The following is a 20,823-nucleotide window of genomic DNA, read 5'->3' as shown; positions in this document are numbered from 1 at the left end:
CTGAGCCCGGCGCCGGGGGCGCCGGCCGGCCGGGGCGGCGCCCCCGGTCAGCCGGCCGGAGCCTCCTCGGCCACCGCCGTGACCAGCACCGCGACCGGCGGCCGCCCCTCGACCGCGTCGCCGACCGCTTCCCGCACCGCCCGGGCCACGTCGAGCGCCCGGTGACCGCTCTCCGTCGCCAGTTCGACGCGTACCTGGTCCGCACCCGTGTGCACCGCCGCGCCCAGCACACCGGTCAGCGCGGCCACGCCGTTCACCGACTCGGCGGCACGGCCCGCCGCGTTCTCCGCGGGCGCCGGACGCACCTCGACGGGCTCCGGTTCGACCCGTTCGGCCGAACCGTCGAGCAGTCCCGTCACCCGCAGGTCCACCTCCGCGACCACCAGTCCGAGCCGCCGCGCGGCAGCCGACAGGAGGGCCGCGCGCAGCGCGTCGGCGGCTGCGGGCAGGGGCTGGTCGGCCGTCGCGGTCATCGTCGCCTCGATTCGTAGAGGACCCGGCGGCAGTGCGCTCGGGGGCCGGGGCACCTGGGCGGCGGGCGCCGCGTCCGGGTCGGCCACGGAAATCTGCAGCTCACCGAGGACCGGCGCGGGCGCCGGCCCGCTCACCGCCCGGCGCAGCACCGCCGCCGCGGCCCGCTCCGAGATCCAGGCCCCGTCCGCCGGACCGCCCAGAGGGAGTAGCCGGCCCAGAGAGAGCCGTTGCCGTACCGCAGCCGTCCATGCAGAGGCCCTGTGCGGGCTGTCAGCCGTCGTCATGACCACCAGACTGCCGTATCCATGGCGCGAGTCGGGGCAAGCGCACTTAATGTGGGCAAGGAAGTCAAACCTGCCCCGAAGGGAAGAACGGCGATGACTGAGACTCCACAGCGGAACCGGCCCGAGAACTCCGACAGCAACGCCTCGGGTGGCAGCAGCCTGACCAAGCGCGGCGGAGGGGACCCCGGTGGCCGCGGCCGTACGACGATCGCCGACGGAGTCGTCGAGAAGATCGCCGGAATGGCGGCCCGGGACGTCTTCGGGGTGCACGCGATGGGCAGCGGCCTGTCCCGCACCTTCGGCGCGGTCCGCGACCGCGTCCCCGGCGGCTCCAAGTCCGTCACCCGAGGGGTCAAGGCCGAGGTCGGCGAGTCCCAGGCCGCCCTGGACCTGGAGATCGTCGTGGACTACGGCGTGTCGATCGCCGATGTCGCCCGCGACGTACGGGAGAACGTGATCTCGGCGGTCGAGCGCATGACGGGCCTTGAGGTCGTCGAGGTGAACATCGCGGTCAGCGACGTGAAGCTGCCCGACGAGGACGACGATGACGACGATTCCGAGTCGCGCGTCCAGTAGTCCTGGCGTCCACGGCAGTTGAGGAGCACACGATGAGCATGGCTGTGGTCGGCCTGTTGGCCGGCATGGCGCTCGGTTTCGCCGGTTACTTCGGCGGGTTCGGTGCCTTTTTGCTGGTGGCCGCCCTCGGGGCGGTCGGCTTCATCGCCGGCCGCTTCCTCGACGGCGATCTGGAACCCGGCGACTTCTTCCGGAGCCGCGAGCGCGGCGGCCGACGGCGGTGACGGCGTTGTCGGGGGCGAGCGGCCCGGTCGCGGCCGGGGAGCGGGGAGAGACGACGATCGCCGACCGGGTGGTCGCGAAGATCGCCGCGCAGGCGGCGAAGGAGGCGGTCGACGCACCGCCGAAGGAGGCGGCGACGCCGCGTGCCACGGTCACCGTGCACCGTGGCACCGCCCGCGTACGGGTGACTCTGGAGCTCGGATACCCCGGCGACATCGGCCACCAGTGCGGTGCCGTGCGTCGGCGGGTCACCGAGCGGGTAAAGGCGTTGGCGGGGATGGAGGTGCCCGAAGTGGCCGTACAGGTCGAACACCTGCACCCCTCAGGAGCGAGCCTCGCGGCACAGGGGAGGATCCGATGACCGAGCCCCACGACCCGGACGACGGCTCGCGGCGGCCGTCCACCGACGGGGCGGTGGAACACGGCGACGTCCTCGCGCGCGACCAGTCCGCCTCCTCCGCGGCGTACGACCCGACGCCGGCCAAGGAGCGCACCGAGGGCCGCGCGGGCCGCTTCTGGTCCGGGCGACGCATTCCGGCGGTCATCACCGCCCTGGTGCTCCTCGGCGCCAGTGGCCTGCTCCTCTACGACGTCTCGGCGGTCCGGGCCGGTCATCCGGCGATGCAGTGGCGGCGCTCACTGGCCGACGAGCTCGCCCATCGGCGCCTCGACGACGTCTGGGTGCTGACCGGCGCCTCCGTCGCCGCGGCCCTCGGCCTGTGGCTGCTGCTCCTCGCGCTCACGCCCGGGCTGCGCGACCTGCTGCCGATGCGCCGCGAACAGCCCGACGTGCGCGCCGCGCTCGACCGGACGGCGGCCGCCATGGTCCTGCGGGACCGGGCCGTCGAGGTCTCCGGTGTGCAGTCGGTCCGGGTCCGGATGGGCCGCAGCAAGGTGGGGGTGCGCGCCGTGTCGCACTTCCGTGAACTCGACGACGTACGGGCCGATCTGGACACCGTGCTCTCCACGGGCATCCGGGAACTGGGACTCGCCAGGCAGCCGGGCCTGTCCGTCCATGTCCGCCGGCCGGCGAAGAAGGGGTGAACGGCGTGCTCAGGACCGTCAACCGGGTGCTGCTGGCCCTTGCCGGGCTGGTGCTGATCTGTGTCGGCGGCGGCGTCCTGGCCGCCGCGGCCGGCCTGTCCGTACCGTCCTGGTGGCCCTGGTACGGCAAACACGACGTGCTGCTCAGCGAGGCGGACCGGACCCGCTGGCGCTCCGATGGCTGGTGGTGGCCGACGGTCATCGCGGTGCTCGCCGTCCTGGTGATCCTGGCCCTGTGGTGGCTGCTGGCCCAGCTGCGCCGCTCCCGGCTCTCCGAGGTGCTGGTCGACAGCGGCGACGGCGAGGGCGCCCTGCTGCGCGGCCGGGCCCTGGAGGACGTGCTCTCCGCGGAGTCGGGCGCCCTGGACGGGGTGGCCCGCTCCCATGTCACCCTGACCGGCAAGCGCAGCACCCCGGCCGCGAAGGTGCGGTTGCTGATGGAGCCGCACGCCGCGCCGGAGGAGACGCTGGGCCGGCTGAGCGACGAGGCCCTGGCCCACGCCCGGGACTCCGCGGGCCTGGCACGGCTGCCCGCCGAGGTCCGGCTGAAGGCGGTCAAACACCGGGCCGACCGGGTCAGCTGACGAGCGGTGTGCGGGCGCGGGTCCCGGGCTCCGGGGCCCGCGCCGCCGCGTGGTGGCTCAGAAACCGTGCCGGTGCCCGCCGTCGACCGGCACCATGATGCCCGTCAGGTACGAGGCGGCGGGGGAGAGCAGGAAGGCCGCGGTGCGGCCGAACTCCTCCGGGGTGCCGTAGCGGCGCAGCGGGATGCGCGCCTCGTTGGCGGCGCGCGCGGCCGCCGCGTCGCCCGAGAGCTCGTCCAGTTCGCGCACCCGGTCCGTGTCGATCCGGGCCGGCAGCAGACCCACCACCCGGATGCCGCGCGGGCCGAGCTCGTCGGCCATCGACTTGGCGACACCGGCCAGTCCGGGGCGCAGCCCGTTGGAGATGGTCAGCCCGCCGATCGGCTCGTGGACGGAGCCGGAGAGCACGAAACCGATGACGCCGCCCTCGCCGAGCGCCGCGGCCGCCGCCCTGGCCAGCCGTACCGCGCCCAGGAAGACCGAATCGAAACCGGCCTGCCACTGCTCGTCGGTGTTGTCGGCGATGCCGCCGGGCGGCGGGCCGCCGACGCTGATGAGGATGCCGTCGAGCCGGCCCAGCCCCTCGCGCGCGGCCGCCACCAGCCGTTCGGCCGAGGCGGGGTCGGCGTTGTCGGCGCAGAGCCCGACGGCGTCCGGGCCCAGCTCGGCGGCGGCCTCCTCGGCGCGCTTCTCGTCCCGGCCGGTGATGATCACCTTCGCCCCGTCGGCCACCAGGGCGCGAGCGGTGGCGTAGCCGAGGCCGCGCGTCGCTCCGGTGACGATGTACACACGGTCCTTCAGTCCAAGATCCATGGCCCTATCCTGCCGTGCCGCCTCCGGCCGTGTCCCCCGCGGCCCGCGCCTCGGCGGGCTGTGCCTCGGCCAGGGCGACCGCCGTGCCGACCAGGCCGATGTGGCTGAACGCCTGCGGGAAGTTGCCCAGCTGGCGCTGCGCCACGGTGTCGTACTCCTCGGCGAGCAGCCCCACGTCGTTGCGCAGGGCCAGCAGCCGTTCGAAGAGTTCGGTGGCCTCGTCGGTGCGCCCGGTCATCCGCAGCGCGTCCGCCAGCCAGAAGGAGCAGGCCAGGAACGCGCCCTCGCCGCCCGGCAGCCCGTCGATCGAGGGGCCGTCGGTGCTGTAGCGGCGCACCAGGCCGTCGCTGTCCAGCTCGTCGCGTACGGCGTCCACCGTCCCGACCACGCGCGGGTCGTCCGGCGGCAGGAACCCGGTCCTGACGATCAGGAGCGTCGCCGCGTCCAGCTCCTGGGAGCCGTACGACTGGGTGAAGGTGTTGCGCACCGGGTCGTAGCCCTTCTCGCACACCTCCCGGTGCACGGCGTCGCGCATGGCCCGCCAGCGGTCGGCGTCACCGGAGAGCGTGGGGTCGTCCTCCAGGCTGCGCACCGCGCGGTCGGCCGCGACCCAGGCCATCACCTTGGAGTGCACGAAGTGGCGGCGCTGCCCCCGGATCTCCCACAGCCCCTCGTCCGGCTCGCGCCAGGTGGACTCCAGGAACCCGAGCAGGCTGAGCTGGAGGCTCCAGGCGTGCGGTTTGTCGTCCAGACCCGCGTCCCGGGCCAGCCTGAGGGAGTCGATGACCTCCCCGTACACGTCGAGCTGGCGCTGACGCACCGCCGCGTTGCCGATCCGGACCGGGGCGGAGTTCTCGTAGCCGCGCAGCCAGGGCAGCTCGGACTCGGGGAGTCTGCGCTCGCCGGCCAGTCCGTACATGATCTGGAGGTCCGCCGGGTCGCCGGCGACCGCGCGCAGCAGCCAGTCCCGCCAGGCGGCGGCCTCCTCCACATAGCCGGCCGAGAGCAGCGCGCCGAGGGTGAGGGTGGAGTCGCGCAGCCAGCAGAAGCGGTAGTCCCAGTTCCGTACGCCGCCGATCTCCTCGGGCAGCGAGGTGGTGGGGGCCGCCACGATCCCGCCGGTCGGGCCGAAGGTGAGCGCCTTCAGGGTGATCAGCGAACGGATCACCGCGTCCCGGTAAGGCCCCTGGTACTTGCAGCGGGCGGACCACTCGGCCCAGTCGGACAGGGTGTTCTCCAGTGCCTCGTACGGGTCGACGCGCTGGGGCCGGGGCGAGTGCGAGGGGTGCCAGGTCAGCACGAAGGCCACCCGCTCGCCCTCGGAGACGCTGAACGAGGAGCAGGTGGAGAACTGCTGGCCCCACGTCTTGACCGGCGGTTCGCTGCGCAGCCAGGCGGAGTCCGGCCCTGCGACCGCCACCCGGTGGCCGTCGGTGCGGCGCATCCACGGCACGATGGAGCCGAAGTCGAAGCGCAGCCGGATCACCGAGGTCATGTCGACGGTGCCGCTGACACCCTCGACGATCCGCATCACGTCCGGCTCCTTGTCGCGCTGCGGCATGAAGTCGATGACCTTGACGGTGCCGGTGCGCGTCTCCCAGTACGTCTCCAGGACGAGGGATTCGCCCGCGTAGGCCCGCCGGGTGCAGGTGTCCGCGCCCTTGGGCGCGATCCGCCAGTGGCCGTTCTCCTCGTCACCGAGCAGGGCGGCGAAGCAGGCGCCCGAGTCGAAGCGGGGCAGGCACAGCCAGTCGACAGAACCGTTTTTGCCGACCAGGGCGGCCGTCTGGAGATCGCCGATGAGGGCGTAGTCCTCGATGCGTGGGGTCACGTTGTGGCGTCTTCCCGAACCTGGCCCCCGTTAAGCAGACAGCCGGTGAGGAGAGGCGGGAGTCACCCCCCGCGGGGACCCGTACGGGCCCGGCGTCACGCCTGCGCGGGCTCGGGCTCCGGCGTGGCGTCCTCGGCGGCGGCGGCGGCAGCGGCGGCCGCAGCGACCCGGTCGCGCTTCTCGCGCCGGGCCAGCACCACGAAGCCGACCGGGACACCGGCGGCGAACAGCCACCACTGCACGGCGTAGGCCATGTGCGGCCCGATGGAGCTGTCGTCGGGGGCCTCGATCAGCTCGGGGGAGTCGTTCTTCGGCGCCGGGCCGGTCTGCTCGATGTAGCCGCCGAGTACCGGGCGGGAGAGCAGTTTGGCCTGCTGGGCGCTGTTGATCAGCATGACCTGACGGTCCGGAAGGTCCGAGATGTCCTTGATGCCGCTGACGCTGGTCGTCTCGTCGGCCTTGAGCCGCCCGGTGACGGTCACCTCGCCCTTGGGCACGGGCGGTACGTCGGGGAAGGCGTGCTGGTCGGCGGCGGAGGGGACCCAGCCGCGGTTGATCAGGACCGTGCCGCCGCCCTTGAGGTCGAACGGGACCAGCACATGGACGCCGATGCTTCCGTCCGTGGCGGTCCTGCGGCGCACGACGACCTCGTGCTTCTCGTCGTACGTCCCGGTGGCCGTCACCGCACGCCAGTAGTCGGAGCGCGGAACGGTGTGGCCGGGGGAGGTGAGCGCGGACACGGGGACCGGGGCCGCCTTCAGGTTGCGCGAGATCAGGGCGTTCTGCGCGACCTTGTGCTCGTGCCGGTGCAGCTGCCAGAAACCCAGCTCGACCATCGTGGGAATGAGGACGAGGGAGAGGAGGGCGAGGATCAGCCACTGCCGGGTCATCAGGAAGCGGTACACCCCACGACGGTACAACCGAGCCGTGGGGTGCATCGCGCAGGGGGTGGTCGAAGGGGCGGGCACCGGGTGATTTCAGACCTTGTCCACGATGCCCGCCTTCCCCTCCGCGCGGGCGCAGTGCCCGCCGCAGAACCAGTGCCCGTCGACCTCGACGCCCTGGCCGATGACCTGGACGCGGCAGTGCTCGCAGATGGGCGCCATGCGGTGGATGGCGCAGGCGAAGCAGTCGAAGACGTGCACCGCGCCCTGCGCGTGCACCTCGAAGGACATCCCGTAATCGTTTCCGCAGACCTCACAACGTGCCATGCGCCACAGGGTGGGATGCGGGGGCGGCGGCGGGCGGGCGGCGGGCGGCGAGTCGCCCCCGGTTCACTCCGATGACGGCGTCGGCGCCGGCACCTTCGCGACGGCCGGGGCCACGTCCCGCAGAAGATGGGTGAAGGCGCTCTCGTCCAGGATCGGCGTGCCGAACGACTTCGCCTTCACCGTCTTGGACGTCGCCGAGTCCGGGTCGTTGGTGACGAGCAGGCTGGTCAGCCGGGAGACGCTGGTCGCCACATGCAGCCCGGCCTCCACCGCCCGGTCCTCCAGCAGTTCGCGGTCGACCGAGGTGTCCCCGGAGAACGCCACCCGCATGCCCTGCATGAGCGGTTTGTCCTTCTCGTACCGACCCGGATTCGGATACGGGCAGGCCGGGCGCTTGCGCGAGGGCCGCCAGCTGTTCTGTCCCCCGTACGAGGACGCGGACCCCGCCCGCGGCGTCACCGGCGAGTGGGACCACTCGGTCAGCGGCCGGCACTCCAGCAACGGCAGCCGCACCCCGTCCCGCGCCGCCGCGTGCAGGCTCGGACGGAACGCCTCGGCCAGCACCCGGGCATCGTCCAGCGCGTGGTGCGCGCGCTGCTGCACCACACCGAAGTGCTCGGCCAGCGACGCCAGCTTGTGGTTGGCCAGCGGCAGCCGCAGCTCCTTGGCGAGCGCGATGGTGCACAGCCGCTGCCGCACCGGCGCGGTCACCGACGCCCGCGCGTACTCCCGCGCGAGCATCGACCAGTCGAACGCGGCGTTGTGCGCGACCAGCACCCGGTCCGCCAGCCGCTCCGACAACTCGGCGGCGACCTCCGGGAAGAGCGGCGCACCCTCCAGCACATCGCTCGTCAGCCCGTGGATCCAGACCGGGCCGGGATCGCGCTCCGGATTGACCAGCGTGTACCAGTGGTCCTCGACGTCGCCCCGCGCGTCCAGGCGGTAGACGGCAGCGGACACTATCCGGTCGTCCCGGGCGAGCCCGGTGGTCTCCACGTCGACGACCGCGTACCCCTGCGGGTAGGCGGCCGGCCACGGTGCTGCGGTCTGCGGGTCGTCGAGCATGGTCACAGAGAATACGGGCCACGACCGACAGTCCCCTATTCGGCCGCCGGCCCGGCTCATGACCGGAGGTCGCCGAACCCGTCCGGCCCGCGGCCCGTCTGTGGCAGGCTGATCCGCTACCGAACGGGTCCGAGGGGGAGGCTACGCAGGCCGTGGGGGACAGCAGACAGGCACTGATCATCGCGGTGCCACAGTACGAATTGAGCAACCATTTCCCGGATCTGACCCAAGCCGTCGTCAAGGACGCGGAGTTGATGGACGCCGCGCTGCGGTCCTCCGGGTACACCGTCGAGACGCTGGGGCTCTCCGCCGACCGTCCGGCGCTGCGGTCCCGGATCATCAGCGCCATCAGCCGGGTCTGCTGCACCGCCCCGGAGGACGGCACCGTCCTCATCCACTTCACCGGGCACGGGCTCTCGGTGGACGGCTCCGACTACCTGGTCCCCTCGGAGGCCCAGCTCAACTGGTCGACCGATCCGCCGCACGTCGACACCGCCGGCCTCATCGGGCTCGACCTGACGACCCTGCTCAGAGGGTGCCGGGCGGGTACGGTCCTGCTCACCGTCGACGCCTGCCGGGACGCGCACCCCGACGCGGAGGTCTCCTTCGGCGGCCCCGCGACCAACTTCCCCTCCTGGCGCGACCGGGTCGCCGTCGTCTTCGGCTGCGCGGCGGGCCAGACCTGCGGCTCCGACGACCACGAGGGCAGCCACTTCACCCGGGCGCTCGCGGAGGCCCTGTCCTCCGACAGCTCCCCGCAGACCGTGGGCGACGTCATCGCGCACACCGTCCGCAGAACGACGGAGTTCGCCCGGGCCGCACAGCACGAGCAGCGGCCCGCCCCGCAGTACGCGCCGAGCGGCCCCGCCGTCATCGCGGGCGTCGAGCTCTGCTCCGGGCGGACCCTCCAGGAGGAGTGGTCCGTGGCGGTCGGCGACCCGGAACTGTGGGCCGCCGTCCAGTGCGACGACGAGCGAAGGCGCGAACTCGGCAACGCCCTGGAGCAGCTGACCCGGGAGTGCGCGAAGCTGCGGGCCTCGGCGCTGAGCGCGGTCACCGACCCGTGGGCCGACGACGGCTACCCAGTACGTGTCCTGACGACCGGCCTGCGCGCCCTGCTCGCCCCCTCCGTGACCCAGGGCGGCCCGCTCCTGGACCCCTGCGAGTTCGCCGTCCTCATGGCGGCCCCCTTCGTCCGCGAGGCCGTCTACGCCCTGGGCGTCAAGGAGGCGGCCGCCGCCGAGCCGCTCCGGCTCGAACCGGCCACCGGCGAACTCGGCACCGACGCGGCGCGCATCGACCTGGAGCACACCTACGCCGCCCACCCGCTGATCTGGCGCAAGGGCCGTGAACTGTCGAGCCGGGGCGCCACGGAGGAGGCCGGTGCCGTCGCCGCCTGGCTGATGCACCGCCACGTCCTGGGCCGCGAGGAGCTCTGGGACGTCTACGCACCGGGCCTGCTGAGCCCGCTGGCCTCCGCGATGCTCGGGATCGACGAGGGGGCCGCCCGCTTCGCGGAAGTCCTGGACGGGCTGGTCCGGGTCTGCCGCCAGACCGCCGTCCCGCCCTCCCAGCCCTACGCGGGCGAGCGCGAACCGGCCGACGAACCGCAGCGCCCCTCGGAGCTCGTACCGCGCACCGGACCGGCCGAGCGGTGGCGGCCCAGGGAACTGTCCTGGCTCATCGGCCTCGCGGGGCTGCTCGGCGGAGACCTGCGGGACATGCCGGGGGTCCTGGTGGACAACATCGGTGTGACGGACGGCCTCGTGCCCGCCGAGGCCGTCAGCGGCGTCCAGGAGCTGCGCTGGTCCAGGGACCGGCTCGGCTCCGGCATCGACCTCGACCTGCCCTGTCCGCACCCGGCGGTGCACGCCGCGCTGGAGAAGCTGACGGAGTGGGCCGACGACGCCGTCCAGCACATCAAGCAGCACCGCGCCCCCTCCGAACCCGCCGGCCCGCTCGCCCACCTCCCTGAACGCGTCACCTGCCGCAAACTGCGCCCCCGGTACAGCGCGGACGGGCGCGGCGAGGCGTACGGGCTGCCGCTGATGCGGTTCAGCCTCGCCGAGGACGAGATGCGCGAACTCCTCATGGGCTCCCAGCTCTACGGCGACCGGATGCTGGCCCTGCGTGAGCTGTACCAGAACGCCCTGGACGCCTGCCGCTACCGCAGGGCCCGGGTGCGCTACGGCGAGCTGAAGGAGGGCATCCGGCCGCAGTGGAACGGCGAGATCGTCTTCCGGCAGGGCGTCGACGAGGACGGCCGCGCCTATGTGGAGTGCGAGGACAACGGCGTCGGCATGAGCCAGACCGCGCTGCGCAGCACGTTCTCGCGGGCCGGGCGCCGCTTCGAGCAATCCAGGGAGTACCGCAGGGAGCAGGCCCGGTGGCGGGCCGTCGACAAGGACCTCAGGCTCTTCGCGAACAGCCGTTTCGGTATCGGGGTGTTCAGCTACTTCATGCTGGCCGACGAGATCAGCATCTGGACCCGGGTCACGGACGAGTTCGGCCGCCCCGAGTCCAGCCGCGGGCTGCGGGTGGACATCGCGTCGAGCGGCAGCCTGTTCCGTATCAAGGAGAGCGACGCCTCCCAGCCCGGCGGCGGCACGCGGGTGCGGCTCTACCTCAACGGCGACGCCATCGACGCCGCCGGTGAGCTGGCCAAGTACGTGTGGCGGTGCGACTTCGCGATGCGCGTGGAGCAGGGCGGCGCGGTGGTCAAGGAGTGGGAGGCGGACGTCCTGTACTACCGGGGCGACCGTACGAGTCCGGTGCGGGCCGACCGGGACGTGTGGTGGGTTCCGGGGGCGGGCTGTCTGCTCGTGGACGGGATCTGGACTCCGGCGGGCGGCGAGGAGCTGAGACCGGAACTGTTCGACTCGTACGCGTACCGGCTGGGCGGCGGGGCGTACGGATGCGTGGTCGATCTCCGGGAGACGCACTCCCCGGAGCTGAACACCAGTAGAACGAGGATCCTCACGTACGACCAGGAGTGGGTGGCGGAGCGTCTGCGCACTCTGGCCGCGCGCATGGAACTTCCCTCGTGGTTCACCCTGGAATGGCTATGGGGATTCGCGCAGAGCCGCCGCGGAGGAGCGCAGCTGCTGGTCGCCAGGCTCCTTGAGGAGGGCGCGACCCTGGCAAGTGCCACTGGCTGGGAAGGGGGAGCGGGGGTTCCGTTGCCGGAGATCGGGTGTTTCCCGGTGGACGCCGCGCTGCACGCGGGAGTGAAGTCCGTGGACCTCCGGCACGGCGCCCTGGTGGTGCCGCCGGGGCTGGTCGCCTGGCGGGTGGCCGCTCTGCGCGCGGTGCGCATCCCGGTGGACCGGCAATGGGCGGACGCACCGGCGCCGGAGTCCCTGGTGGGATATCCGGACCCTGTGCCGTGGGAGTCCCGCGTGGTCGTGGGCGAGTACGGCAGCATGCATCTCGAAGAGGCCGTTGTACCTCCGGATTGGGACGGTCCGGCGACCCTGGCGGGAATTCTTCGCGCGCTGCGCAGATTCGCCATCACCGGCACCAGGGTTCCGTCCGTGCCCGACCTTGAGGCGGCTCACGCCCTGGAACTCGACTCGGTGGACCGTGCTCTGCTCGGAAGAGCGATGCGCTACGAAACCCCCTTGGTCGCCATGTGGGCGAGGTCCGGTGGTGAGACCGAGCACGAGCGCCAGTCGCTGCTGTCCGTGCTCACTCACTTCTCCGCACGGGGCGAGCTTTCGTGGCGGGAGGCATTGGGGCGGGCCGGACGATTCGCCGCCGCCGGGTTCCCGCTCGAACGATTCGAGGGCGATCTCGACGCGGTCCCGGAGGACGGCACCGCGACGAGCCGGGACATGCAAGCGCTGGGACTGCACCCGGAGTTCGTCCGGAACGGGCGCAGGCCCGTGCTGGACAGGCAGCCGTCCGCGCAGGAATACCAAAGGGTGCTCAGGCGGTACGAGTGGCTCGGCCTCTCGACGGACGCCGAGATGTGCGAGCCCAGGAACATGACCGGGGCAAATCGCTACGATCAGGTGGAAGCCGCGTTCGGACACAGGTACTGGGGGAACCTCGCTCCCACCTCTCGGCACTGGGTGGTGGCCGCCGCCCGGACATCGACCACAGTCGCCGAGGCATACGAGAAGTACGCTCCGTTTTTCGCCGAGGAGGGCCTCGGCGTTTCCGACCTGAGCGGTCTGGAGGGGACGACCTTCACCAAACTGCAGGGCGCGCTCCTGGCTGATCCGTCTCTTTCCACCGCTGGGGTCCTCGAACGGCGGATGCGACAGGACGACGCTTCGTCCCGTCGCGTGCCGCTCGCCGAGCTCGCCGTCGCCGTCCGCGACGCGCAGACCGATACGCCGGACATCGTCAAGGCCCTGACCGGACTGGCGGACGCCGGACTGGTGGACGAAGACGCCCCCGGGCTCGTTGACCGCTGGCTCGCTGTCGAGCAACGCGACATGGTGCTGCTCATGCCGTGGTCATGGGAGATGGAATGGCTGGTACTGCCGGGTGGTCCGACCCGGCTGGACTCCGCCTATGCTCTGGTGGCCGCCGCCGCGGTCCGACGGTCGCTCGGCGAGGTCCACGCGAGCCTCACCCAACTGGCTCCGTTGCTGTGCGTGGAGCCGGAGTCCGCGCCCCTGCCCGACGGGCTCGCCGACGCCCTCGTCTCCGAGGCAGACGCCGAGGCCAGCTGCGAATGGACCCCGGAAGGGGCACAGTGGCTCCCCGGCCCCGATGTGGCCAGGCTGGTGGAACACGCACGCACCGGGGGCGGCACCCTCGGCGACAGCATCAGGGCGCTGAGCCGGTTCGCCCCGCTCGGCAGCCCCTGGCAGCCGATGGACGACCTGGCCGACGCCGAATGGGCACGCTGGCGCCCCACCTCGCACGACGCGGCGATGTTCGAGGACGACCTGGCCGGCGCCCGGCCCGTCGGGCCCCTCGACCTGCTGCGGGTCGCCGCCCGCTTCGGCTGGCCGATGGACCGGGCCTGGGACCGGCTCGCCCTCTACCGGCCCTTCGGTGTCGAACTCCTGGTCTCGCGACCGGAGTTCTCCGACATCCCGCTGTGGCAGGATCTGATCCTGCTCACCGAGGAGTACACCGGCCGGGCCCCCGCCCTGGCCGGCCCGGTGCCCGGCGAGCGGATCGCCGTCAGCGCGCGGGAGCTGGAATGGACCACGGACCGGGTTGTGGAGCGGTTGCGGCTGTACGCGGGCGTGTTCGGCCTCGACGTGCCGGAGACGTATCCCGACACCCCGGCCCCGACCCCGCCCGCGCGGCCGTACCGCGCCGCACAGCCCGAGAGGAAGGCCGATGCCGCCCGCGCATGACCTGACGCCGTTCCGGGAGCAGCAGCTCCCACCCGCCGGAACCCCCGCCGTCGCACGCTCCGCCGACGGCCGCTGGTACGTCGTCACGAGCGACTGCCCGAACTGCCACGCGAGCAGTGTGTTCCGAGTGTCGTACGGGGTCCTCGGCCCGTACAAGGGCCGGCGGCTCCTCGGCCGCAGAAAGACCCCGGAGAAGCTCACGGGCAGCATCCCGGTCTACTGCCAGTGCGGCTTCCCGCACCCCGACCGGCCCTCCGAGTACCCGGAATCCGGCTGCGGCGCCTTCTGGGACGTGCCGGTGCCATGACGGACCTGACCAGGAAGCGGTTCGCCCAGCTCGGGCAGCAGCTCCAGCTCGAACAGCTCACCGCCGTACGCAAACAGGCCGAGGGCTGGCGCAACGGGCTCACGGCACTGACCGGGCTCGTCGGCGTCGTCTTCGTCCTCAAGGGGCCGGAGAGCGTTGTGGGTCTGGCTCCGGTCTGGCGGGCCACCACGGCGGGCCTACTGGTGCTGGCCTTCCTCCTGTTGCTGACCGGCGCCCTGCTGGCCGTACGGGCCGCGCACGGGCGGCTCGGGTACGGCACCTGGCTGACCGGGGACGAGCTGCTGACCGCCGTGGTCGACGAGGTCGAGCGCACCCAGGACGTGCTGGCAGCGGCGCGCCGCTGCTCGGTCGTCGGCCTGTCGGCGGTCGTCGCGGCCATCGCGGTGACCTGGGTCGTACCGGCCGAGAAGGCGAAGGAGACGAAGCCGGCCGGGCCGTTGGTCGTCGTCTCCACGGCCTCCGGCACCACCTGCGGCGAACTGCTGCTCAGCGACCGCGAAGCGGTGACGCTCAAGGTGCGCGGCCACAAGGCCCCGTCCCGCATCCCGGCCCGCGACGTCCGCTCGCTGGCCCCGGCGGCACGCTGCTGAGCGCGGTGTCGGCCCCCGGCCGGACCGCCGGAGGTGAGACCATCCCGGGATGACGCGAACCCCGGCGCACGACGAACCCCACGGCACCGGTCTGGGTGCCCGGCTGAACTGGCTGCGGGCCGCGGTGCTCGGGGCGAACGACGGTGTGGTGTCCACCGCCGGGCTCGTCGTGGGCGTCGCCGGTGCCACCGACGACCGGGGCGCCCTGCTGACGGCGGGGCTGGCCGGGCTGCTGGCCGGGTCGCTGTCGATGGCGGCGGGCGAGTACGTGTCGGTCTCCACCCAGCGCGACTCGGAGAAGGCCGCCCTCGCGACGGAGCGGCGCGAGCTCCAGGAGACACCGGAGGCGGAACTCGCCGAGCTGGCGGGCCTGTTGGAGGGCAAGGGGCTGAGCCGCGAGGTCGCCCGCGAGGCCGCCGTCCAGCTCACCGAACGCGACGCGCTGCGCGCCCACGCGGAGGTGGAGCTGGGGATCGACCCGGACGACCTCACCAACCCGTGGCACGCGGCGGGAGCCAGCTTCCTCGCGTTCACGGTGGGCGCGCTGCTGCCCCTGCTGGCCATCGTGCTGCCGCCTGCCTCCGCGCGAGTGCCGGTGACCGTGCTGTCGGTCCTCGCGGTGCTGGCCGTCACCGGCTGGTGGAGCGCCCGGCTGGGCGAGGCGGCGGCCGTCCCGGCGGTGCTGCGGAACATGGGCGGGGGAGCGGTGGCCATGGCCGTGACGTACGCGGCGGGTCATCTGCTGGGGGCGGCGGGGGTCTGAGAGCGCGGCGGCAAGCGCCGTCCGGTACGCGTCCTGTCGGAAGTCAACAAAGACTGCTGACAGCACGTCTCGCATACTTGTTGGTAACAACGTCTGGTCTCCGGCCCGGCCCCGCTCTACGGTGCAGGCATGCCGACGAACCTGCCCGACGTAGTGCTCTGGTCCATACCGGCCTTCGTGCTGCTCACCGTCCTGGAGATGGCGCTGCACCACTTCCACCCGGACGAGGACGCCGCCGGGTACGAGGCGAAGGACGCCGCCACCAGCGTCACCATGGGGCTGGGCAGCCTGGTCTTCGACCTGATGTGGAAAGTGCCCATCGTCGCCGTCTACACCGCGGTGTACGAGCTGACGCCGCTGCGCGTGCCGGTCCTGTGGTGGACCGTCCTGCTGATGCTGCTGGCGCAGGACTTCTTCTACTACTGGTCCCACCGCGGCCACCACGTCATCCGCATCCTGTGGGCGTGCCACGTCGTCCACCACTCCAGCCGGAAGTTCAACCTCTCCACCGCGCTGCGCCAGCCCTGGACCTCGCTGACCTCCTGGCCGTTCTACCTGCCGCTCATCGCCTGCGGGGTGCACCCGGCGGCGCTCGCGTTCTGCTCGTCGGCCAATCTCGTCTACCAGTTCTGGGTGCACACCGAGCGGATCGACAAGCTGCCCCGGCCCTTCGAGTACGTGCTGAACACGCCCTCCCACCACCGGGTGCACCACGCCTCCCAGGGCGGCTACCTCGACCGCAACTTCGGCGGCATCCTCATCGTGTGGGACCGGTGGTTCGGTTCGTTCGCCTCGGAGACGGTGCGGCCGGTGTACGGGCTCACCAAGAACATCGACACGTACAACCCGCTGCGGGTCGCCACCCACGAGTACGCCGCCATCGCCCGTGACGTGCGCGCGGCGGGCGGCTGGGGCGAGCGGGCCGGGCGGATCTTCCGCGGACCGGGCTGGCAGCCGGCCGGGACGCGCACCGCGCCCGCCGTCGGACCCGTCGCCGCTCCCGCCCCGGAGCACACCGGATGAGCGACGGCCCGGTTCCCGAGCCGCGCGAGCGGTACGTACGGCCGCTGCTCATCGCCTTCCTCGTCGCGTGCGCCGCCGACCTCGTGGGCGTACTCACCGGCCCCGAGGGGCTGCATCTCGTCGCCAAGCCGCTCCTGATGCCGCTGCTCGCCGGGTACGCGGCCGCCCGGCGCGGGCCCCGGCTCCTGATCGCCGCGCTGCTGTGCGGCTGGGCCGGTGACGTGTTGCTGCTGGCCGACTCCGATCTCGCCTTCCTCATCGGGATGGCCGGCTTCGCCGCCGGGCACGTCTGCTACCTGGTGCTGTTCGGACGGGCGCGCGGGGCGCTGCTGCCGGCGATCGGGTACGCCGTCGTGCTGAGCGTCTTCGTGGCCCTGATCTGGGACGGGCTGCCGGGCGGGCTGCGGGTGCCGATGGCGGGGTACAGCCTGCTGCTGACCGCCATGGCGTACCGCTCGGGCGTCCTCGGCCGGTACGCGGCCACCGGCGGGGCCCTCTTCCTGCTCTCCGACGCGCTGATCGCGACCGGCATCGCGGACTGGCCGCAGCTGCCGGGCCACGGCTTCTGGGTGATGCTCACCTATGTGGCCGCGCAGCTCCTGCTGACCCTGGGCGCGCTCGCTCCGGGAGCGCGCGGGGCCGGGGCAGCGCGCGGCGCGTACCCCGAGCGACCCATCAGCACCTGAGGGCGGACCGGGCGGGGGGCCCGGCGCCGGCCCCCCGCACCGCCTCCTACCAGCGCACGGCGTCCAGCGCGTCCACCACACCGGCCCCGTAGAAGCCGTTGCGGTTCTTGCCGCCCTCGCAGACCGCGTCGACCTCGCCGTCACCGTCGATGTCGTAGGGCGCGCCGCACGCCTTCGCGTCGGCCTCCAGCGTCAGCAGCGCCTTGACCGCGGCGGGCGACGCGTACGGGTGCTTCGACTTGATCAGGGCCACGACGCCCGCTACGTGCGGGGACGCCATCGACGTACCGGCCTTGTAGCCGTAGGTGCCGCCCGGCAGCGTCGAGAGGATCAGACCGCTCGTCGCCGGGGGCTCCGGAGTCTGGTAGACCGTCGAGTCCCCGCCCGGCGCCGCCACGTCGATGACCCCGTTCCCGTAGTTCGAGTACGAAGCCTTCAGGCCCTTGGCGCCCGTCGCCGAGACCGTCACCACGCCCGGCAGCATCGTCGGGATGTCGAGGCACTGCTTCGGGTCGACGGTCCGGTCGACCGCGGTGGTGTCGTTCGGGCTGGTCGAGTCCTCGATCGTGTCCGCCGCCAGGTCCTCGGCGGAGTTGCCCGCGGCCGCGACGTTCACCGCGCCCTTGCGCTCTGCGTACCGGGTGGCCCGGGCGACGGCCTCGACCAGGGCGCCCTGGTCGGGGTCGTTCTTGCAGTTGTACATCCACGGGTCGGTGTAATAGCTGTTGTTCGTGACGTCCACGCCGTGCTCGGCCGCCCACACGAAGCCGCAGACGACGGCCTCGGTGTAGAAGAAGCCGTCCGGGTCGCCCACCTTGATGCCGGAGACCTTCACGCCCGGCGCCACGCCCGTCACGCCGATGCCGTTCTTCGCCGCCGCGATGGTGCCCGCCACATGGGTGCCGTGGTCGCTCTCGCCGGCCTTCGGACGCCAGGCCCCGTCCGTGGTGTCCGGGGCGCCCGACACGCAGTTCGCGGAGGCCGCGCGGTCGAAGTTCGGCGCGAGGTCCGGGTGCGTGTCGTCGACGCCGGTGTCGATGACGGCGACCGTCACCTTCCGGCTGCCCAGCGACTTCTGGTGCGCCTTGTCCGCCTTGATGGCCGGCAGGTCCCACTGGAGCGGTTCCATGGGGTCCTGGTCCGCCGTCGCCCTCGCCGCCGCGGCCCGTTCCTGCTCGGCCGTCAGCGGTTGCTCCACCCCGGTGTCCTTGGTGGCCTGCGGCACGATCGGGTCGGTACGGGTGGCGCCCGCCGACTGGACGCCCCTGACCCGGCGGACCGTCTTCGCCAAGTCCGGGTTCTGCGCGTGGACGACGATGACACCGATCCGGTCGTAGGAGATCACCACCGTGCCGCCGGCCCGCTCTATCGCCTTGCGTACCTGCCCGGCCGTGCCGGCACCGCCCTGCGTGTTGACCACGTACGACAGCTTCGGGCCGTCCGCCGAGGCCGCGCCGTCCGGCGGGGCGGCGGAGGCGGCATTCGCCGGCAGGAAGCCGAGCGAGGCGGTGAGGGCCAATCCGACGGGAAGCGCCAGTGCGCGCGTCCGCCTGGATCTCAGATGAGCCATGGGGTCTCCACATCATCCGTGTCAGTCGACCGGACACGGGCCGTATCCAGTCGCGTACATGACGAGTGAAGCTATCGCCGAACATCCCGGCGCATCAATCGGTTCGCGCGAACGCGTGACCGGCGAAGCACCCGAACGAGTGGTGTGGAGAAGGAGGGGAGCGAGGTGAACCGCTTCGCCGCGCGCCGCGTGCCGTTGTCAGGGGAAGCGCACCACCACCCCCGATCACGAGGTCCGCAGTGAAACCCACCGTCCCCACCACCACCGCACCCGCGTCGCGAGGAGATTCCGTGGCTACCGATGCACCGCCGCCCGAGGGCAGTACGGACAACAGCCCTGCCCAGCCCACGACCGAGGCGTTCCTCGCGGAGCAAGGCAGCGCGGAATTCGGCGAACTTCGCCGCTCCTACCGCTCCTTCGCCTTCCCGCTGACCATCGCCTTCGTCCTCTGGTACCTGCTGTACGTGCTGCTCTCCAACTACGCGGGCGGCTTCATGGGCACCAAGGTGTTCAGCAACATCAACGTGGCCTTCGTCTTCGGCCTCGCCCAGTTCCTCACCACCTTCCTCATCGCCTGGTTCTACTCGCGCCACGCCAACGCGAAGCTCGACCCGAAGGCCGAGGCCATCAAGTCCCGTATGGAGGCCGACGCATGAGCGCCGCGTACCACTCCCACGCCACCGTGACCCTCGCCGCCTCGGCCACCGAGCACCGGCCGCTGATCATCACGCTCTTCGCGGTCTTCGTCGCGGCCACCCTCGGCATCACCGTCTGGGCCGGCCGCCAGACCCGCAGCGCCTCCGACTTCTACGCGGGCGGCCGCCAGTTCACCGCCTTCCAGAACGGTCTCGCGGTCTCCGGCGACTACATGTCCGCCGCGTCCTTCCTCGGCATCGCCGGCGCCATCGCCCTCTTCGGCTACGACGGCTTCCTCTACTCCATCGGCTTCCTCGTCGCCTGGCTGGTGGCCCTGCTGCTGGTCGCCGAGCCCCTGCGCAACTCCGGCCGCTACACCATGGGCGACGTCCTCGCCTACCGGATGCGCCAGCGCCCGGTCCGCACCGCGGCGGGCGTTTCCACCATCATCGTGTCGATCTTCTACCTGCTGGCACAGATGGCGGGCGCGGGAGTTCTGGTCTCACTGCTCCTCGGAATCACCAGCGACGCCGGAAAGATCCTCATCGTTGCGCTGGTCGGCGTACTGATGATCGTCTACGTCACCATCGGCGGCATGAAGGGCACCACCTGGGTGCAGATGGTCAAGGCCGTGCTGCTCATCGCCGGCGCCATCCTGATGACGTTCATGGTGCTGTGGAAGTTCGACTTCAACGTCTCCGACCTGCTGGGCACCGCCGCCGAGAAGAGCGGCCACGGCGCCTCGTTCCTGGAGCCCGGCCTGAAGTACGGCGCCACCGGCACCTCGAAGCTCGACTTCCTCTCCCTCGGCATCGCCCTGGTCCTGGGCACCGCGGGCCTGCCGCACATCCTGATCCGCTTCTACACGGTGCCGACCGCCAAGGCCGCCCGTAAGTCCGTCAACTGGGCCATCGGCATCATCGGCGCGTTCTACCTGATGACGATCGCCCTCGGCTTCGGCGCCGCCGCCCTCATCGGCCCGGACGAGATCAAGGCGAAGAACCCCGCGGGCAACGCGGCCGCCCCGCAGCTCGCCGAATACCTCGGCGGGGTCGGCACCACCGGCGGGGCCGTCCTGCTCGCCGTCATCTCCGCCGTGGCCTTCGCCACCATCCTCGCCGTCGTCGCCGGACTGACCCTCGCCTCCTCGTCCTCCTTCGCCCACGACATCTACGCCAACGTCATCCGCAAGGGGAAGGCCACCGAGAAGGAGGAGATGAGGGCCGCCCGCTGGGCCACCGTCTTCATCGGCGCCGCCGCGATCGTCCTGGGCGCCTTCGCCCGCGACATGAACGTCGCGGGACTGGTCGCCCTCGCCTTCGCCGTCGCCGCCTCCGCCAACCTGCCGACGCTCCTCTACAGCCTCTTCTGGAAGCGCTTCACCACCCAGGGCGCGCTGTGGTCGATCTACGGCGGCCTGGCCTCCTCCGTGATCCTGGTGCTGTTCTCGCCGGTCGTCTCCGGCAACGAGAAGACCTCGATGTTCAAGGGCGTCGACTTCGCCTGGTTCCCGCTGGAGAACCCCGGCCTCATCTCCATCCCGCTCGGCTTCCTGCTCGGCTGGATCGGCTCCCTGCTGTCCAAGGAGGAGCCCGACCGGGGCAAGTACGCCGAACTGGAGGTCAAGTCCCTCACCGGCATCGGCGCCCACTGAGAGCCCGAGTCCATCCGGCGTCGGCCCCGCCGCACCTCGTGCCAAACGCTCCCCCCGTGCCGTCACCGGTCTCGCGTAGGCTCGAAAGAGTCAGCTACCGCGACCGGGAAGTCACCGGGGGAGGGGGCCACCATGCTCATCGACACCT

General features: G+C 72.1%; 20 protein-coding genes. 13 read left to right on the top strand and 7 right to left on the bottom strand.

Features of this window, described 5'->3' with window-relative positions; all coding sequences use genetic code 11:
• Window positions 1-47 precede the first annotated feature (47 nt).
• Window positions 48-758, bottom strand: a complete 711-nt coding sequence (locus tag E6R18_RS32425; RefSeq protein ID WP_136320445.1) for a hypothetical protein — start codon at window positions 756-758, stop codon at window positions 48-50.
• A gap of 93 nt (window positions 759-851) precedes the next feature.
• Here E6R18_RS32425 and E6R18_RS32420 point away from each other — a divergent pair, with 93 nt between their 5' ends.
• Genes E6R18_RS32420 through amaP form a run of 5 tightly spaced genes read left to right on the top strand, consistent with a single transcriptional unit; the run spans window position 852 to window position 3,184 of the window.
• Window positions 852-1,334 (top strand): Asp23/Gls24 family envelope stress response protein, encoded by a 483-nt coding sequence (locus E6R18_RS32420; protein ID WP_136320444.1) that lies wholly within the window; start codon window positions 852-854, stop codon window positions 1,332-1,334.
• Between the two features lie 32 nt (window positions 1,335-1,366).
• Window positions 1,367-1,558, top strand: coding sequence for a hypothetical protein (locus tag E6R18_RS32415; RefSeq protein ID WP_136320443.1), 192 nt, complete (start codon window positions 1,367-1,369; stop codon window positions 1,556-1,558).
• Between the two features lie 5 nt (window positions 1,559-1,563).
• On the top strand, window positions 1,564-1,917 hold the full coding sequence (locus E6R18_RS32410; RefSeq protein WP_206308491.1) for an Asp23/Gls24 family envelope stress response protein: 354 nt from the start codon (window positions 1,564-1,566) through the stop codon (window positions 1,915-1,917).
• Window positions 1,914-2,600 (top strand): DUF6286 domain-containing protein, encoded by a 687-nt coding sequence (locus tag E6R18_RS32405; protein WP_136320441.1) that lies wholly within the window; start codon window positions 1,914-1,916, stop codon window positions 2,598-2,600. The genes E6R18_RS32410 and E6R18_RS32405 overlap by 4 nt, the downstream gene beginning before the upstream one ends.
• Window positions 2,597-3,184 (top strand): alkaline shock response membrane anchor protein AmaP, encoded by a 588-nt coding sequence (gene amaP, locus E6R18_RS32400; RefSeq protein WP_136320440.1) that lies wholly within the window; start codon window positions 2,597-2,599, stop codon window positions 3,182-3,184. The genes E6R18_RS32405 and amaP overlap by 4 nt, the downstream gene beginning before the upstream one ends.
• A gap of 57 nt (window positions 3,185-3,241) precedes the next feature.
• On the opposite strand, the gene E6R18_RS32395 is transcribed toward amaP, so the two are convergent.
• The 5 genes from E6R18_RS32395 to E6R18_RS32375 all read right to left on the bottom strand — a co-directional run bounded on the left by E6R18_RS32395 (window position 3,242) and on the right by E6R18_RS32375 (window position 8,110).
• On the bottom strand, window positions 3,242-3,997 hold the full coding sequence (locus tag E6R18_RS32395) for an SDR family oxidoreductase (protein ID WP_136320439.1): 756 nt from the start codon (window positions 3,995-3,997) through the stop codon (window positions 3,242-3,244).
• A gap of 4 nt (window positions 3,998-4,001) precedes the next feature.
• Window positions 4,002-5,828: a glycoside hydrolase family 15 protein gene (locus E6R18_RS32390; protein WP_136320438.1), complete on the bottom strand. Its 1,827-nt coding sequence runs from the start codon at window positions 5,826-5,828 to the stop codon at window positions 4,002-4,004.
• A 95-nt stretch (window positions 5,829-5,923) separates the two neighbouring features.
• Complete coding sequence (locus E6R18_RS32385; RefSeq protein WP_136320437.1) at window positions 5,924-6,733, bottom strand: SURF1 family protein; 810 nt, start codon at window positions 6,731-6,733, stop codon at window positions 5,924-5,926.
• A gap of 72 nt (window positions 6,734-6,805) precedes the next feature.
• Complete coding sequence (locus E6R18_RS32380) at window positions 6,806-7,039, bottom strand: hypothetical protein (RefSeq protein WP_136320436.1); 234 nt, start codon at window positions 7,037-7,039, stop codon at window positions 6,806-6,808.
• Window positions 7,040-7,102: 63 nt separating this feature from the next.
• Complete coding sequence (locus E6R18_RS32375; protein ID WP_136320435.1) at window positions 7,103-8,110, bottom strand: DEDDh family exonuclease; 1,008 nt, start codon at window positions 8,108-8,110, stop codon at window positions 7,103-7,105.
• A 146-nt stretch (window positions 8,111-8,256) separates the two neighbouring features.
• On the opposite strand from E6R18_RS32375, the gene E6R18_RS32370 reads away from it, so the two are divergent.
• From E6R18_RS32370 to E6R18_RS32345, 6 genes are all read left to right on the top strand, one after another.
• Window positions 8,257-13,425, top strand: a complete 5,169-nt coding sequence (locus tag E6R18_RS32370) for a caspase family protein (RefSeq protein WP_276607281.1) — start codon at window positions 8,257-8,259, stop codon at window positions 13,423-13,425.
• On the top strand, window positions 13,409-13,732 hold the full coding sequence (locus E6R18_RS32365; protein ID WP_136320433.1) for a hypothetical protein: 324 nt from the start codon (window positions 13,409-13,411) through the stop codon (window positions 13,730-13,732). The genes E6R18_RS32370 and E6R18_RS32365 overlap by 17 nt, the downstream gene beginning before the upstream one ends.
• A complete protein-coding gene (locus tag E6R18_RS32360) occupies window positions 13,729-14,343 on the top strand; it encodes a hypothetical protein (protein WP_136320432.1) in 615 nt (204 codons plus the stop codon). Before E6R18_RS32365 ends, E6R18_RS32360 begins: the two co-directional genes overlap by 4 nt.
• Before the next feature lie 49 nt (window positions 14,344-14,392).
• Window positions 14,393-15,106 carry a VIT family protein gene (locus E6R18_RS32355; RefSeq protein WP_136320431.1) on the top strand — a complete coding sequence of 238 codons (714 nt, stop codon included), beginning with the start codon at window positions 14,393-14,395 and terminating at the stop codon, window positions 15,104-15,106.
• Window positions 15,107-15,235: 129 nt separating this feature from the next.
• Entirely contained in the window at window positions 15,236-16,129 is an 894-nt protein-coding gene (locus E6R18_RS32350) for a sterol desaturase family protein (protein WP_136320430.1), read from the top strand.
• A complete protein-coding gene (locus E6R18_RS32345; protein ID WP_136320429.1) occupies window positions 16,126-16,815 on the top strand; it encodes a lysoplasmalogenase in 690 nt (229 codons plus the stop codon). The genes E6R18_RS32350 and E6R18_RS32345 overlap by 4 nt, the downstream gene beginning before the upstream one ends.
• A 46-nt stretch (window positions 16,816-16,861) precedes the next feature.
• Here E6R18_RS32345 and E6R18_RS32340 read toward each other — a convergent pair whose 3' ends face one another.
• The gene (locus tag E6R18_RS32340; RefSeq protein ID WP_136320428.1) at window positions 16,862-18,385 is read right to left on the bottom strand and encodes a S8 family serine peptidase; all 1,524 of its coding nucleotides are present in this window, start codon (window positions 18,383-18,385) and stop codon (window positions 16,862-16,864) included.
• A 290-nt stretch (window positions 18,386-18,675) separates the two neighbouring features.
• Between E6R18_RS32340 and E6R18_RS32335 the strand changes: the two genes are divergently transcribed.
• Together E6R18_RS32335 and E6R18_RS32330 are read left to right on the top strand one after the other, a co-directional pair.
• Entirely contained in the window at window positions 18,676-19,041 is a 366-nt protein-coding gene (locus E6R18_RS32335; protein ID WP_136320427.1) for a DUF485 domain-containing protein, read from the top strand.
• Entirely contained in the window at window positions 19,038-20,675 is a 1,638-nt protein-coding gene (locus tag E6R18_RS32330) for a cation acetate symporter (RefSeq protein ID WP_136320426.1), read from the top strand. Before E6R18_RS32335 ends, E6R18_RS32330 begins: the two co-directional genes overlap by 4 nt.
• Window positions 20,676-20,823: the final 148 nt, after the last annotated feature.

Source organism: Streptomyces sp. A1277, assembly GCF_004795015.1.
Lineage (GTDB): Bacteria > Actinomycetota > Actinomycetes > Streptomycetales > Streptomycetaceae > Streptomyces.
Note: the sequence above shows the minus strand (reverse complement) of the source record. Positions and strands in the feature narration are given on the sequence as shown.

Excerpts from the sequence above, each read along its gene's own strand:
- E6R18_RS32425 (WP_136320445.1), bottom strand. The coding sequence starts at position 758 with ATGACGACGGCTGACAGCCCGCACAGGGCCTCTGCATGGACGGCTGCG.
- E6R18_RS32420 (WP_136320444.1), top strand. The coding sequence starts at position 852 with ATGACTGAGACTCCACAGCGGAACCGGCCCGAGAACTCCGACAGCAAC.
- E6R18_RS32415 (WP_136320443.1), top strand. The coding sequence starts at position 1,367 with ATGAGCATGGCTGTGGTCGGCCTGTTGGCCGGCATGGCGCTCGGTTTC.
- E6R18_RS32405 (WP_136320441.1), top strand. The coding sequence starts at position 1,914 with ATGACCGAGCCCCACGACCCGGACGACGGCTCGCGGCGGCCGTCCACC.
- E6R18_RS32395 (WP_136320439.1), bottom strand. The coding sequence starts at position 3,997 with ATGGATCTTGGACTGAAGGACCGTGTGTACATCGTCACCGGAGCGACG.
- E6R18_RS32380 (WP_136320436.1), bottom strand. The coding sequence starts at position 7,039 with ATGGCACGTTGTGAGGTCTGCGGAAACGATTACGGGATGTCCTTCGAG.
- E6R18_RS32365 (WP_136320433.1), top strand. The coding sequence starts at position 13,409 with ATGCCGCCCGCGCATGACCTGACGCCGTTCCGGGAGCAGCAGCTCCCA.
- E6R18_RS32360 (WP_136320432.1), top strand. The coding sequence starts at position 13,729 with ATGACGGACCTGACCAGGAAGCGGTTCGCCCAGCTCGGGCAGCAGCTC.
- E6R18_RS32355 (WP_136320431.1), top strand. The coding sequence starts at position 14,393 with ATGACGCGAACCCCGGCGCACGACGAACCCCACGGCACCGGTCTGGGT.
- E6R18_RS32350 (WP_136320430.1), top strand. The coding sequence starts at position 15,236 with ATGCCGACGAACCTGCCCGACGTAGTGCTCTGGTCCATACCGGCCTTC.
- E6R18_RS32345 (WP_136320429.1), top strand. The coding sequence starts at position 16,126 with ATGAGCGACGGCCCGGTTCCCGAGCCGCGCGAGCGGTACGTACGGCCG.
- E6R18_RS32340 (WP_136320428.1), bottom strand. The coding sequence starts at position 18,385 with ATGGCTCATCTGAGATCCAGGCGGACGCGCGCACTGGCGCTTCCCGTC.
- E6R18_RS32330 (WP_136320426.1), top strand. The coding sequence starts at position 19,038 with ATGAGCGCCGCGTACCACTCCCACGCCACCGTGACCCTCGCCGCCTCG.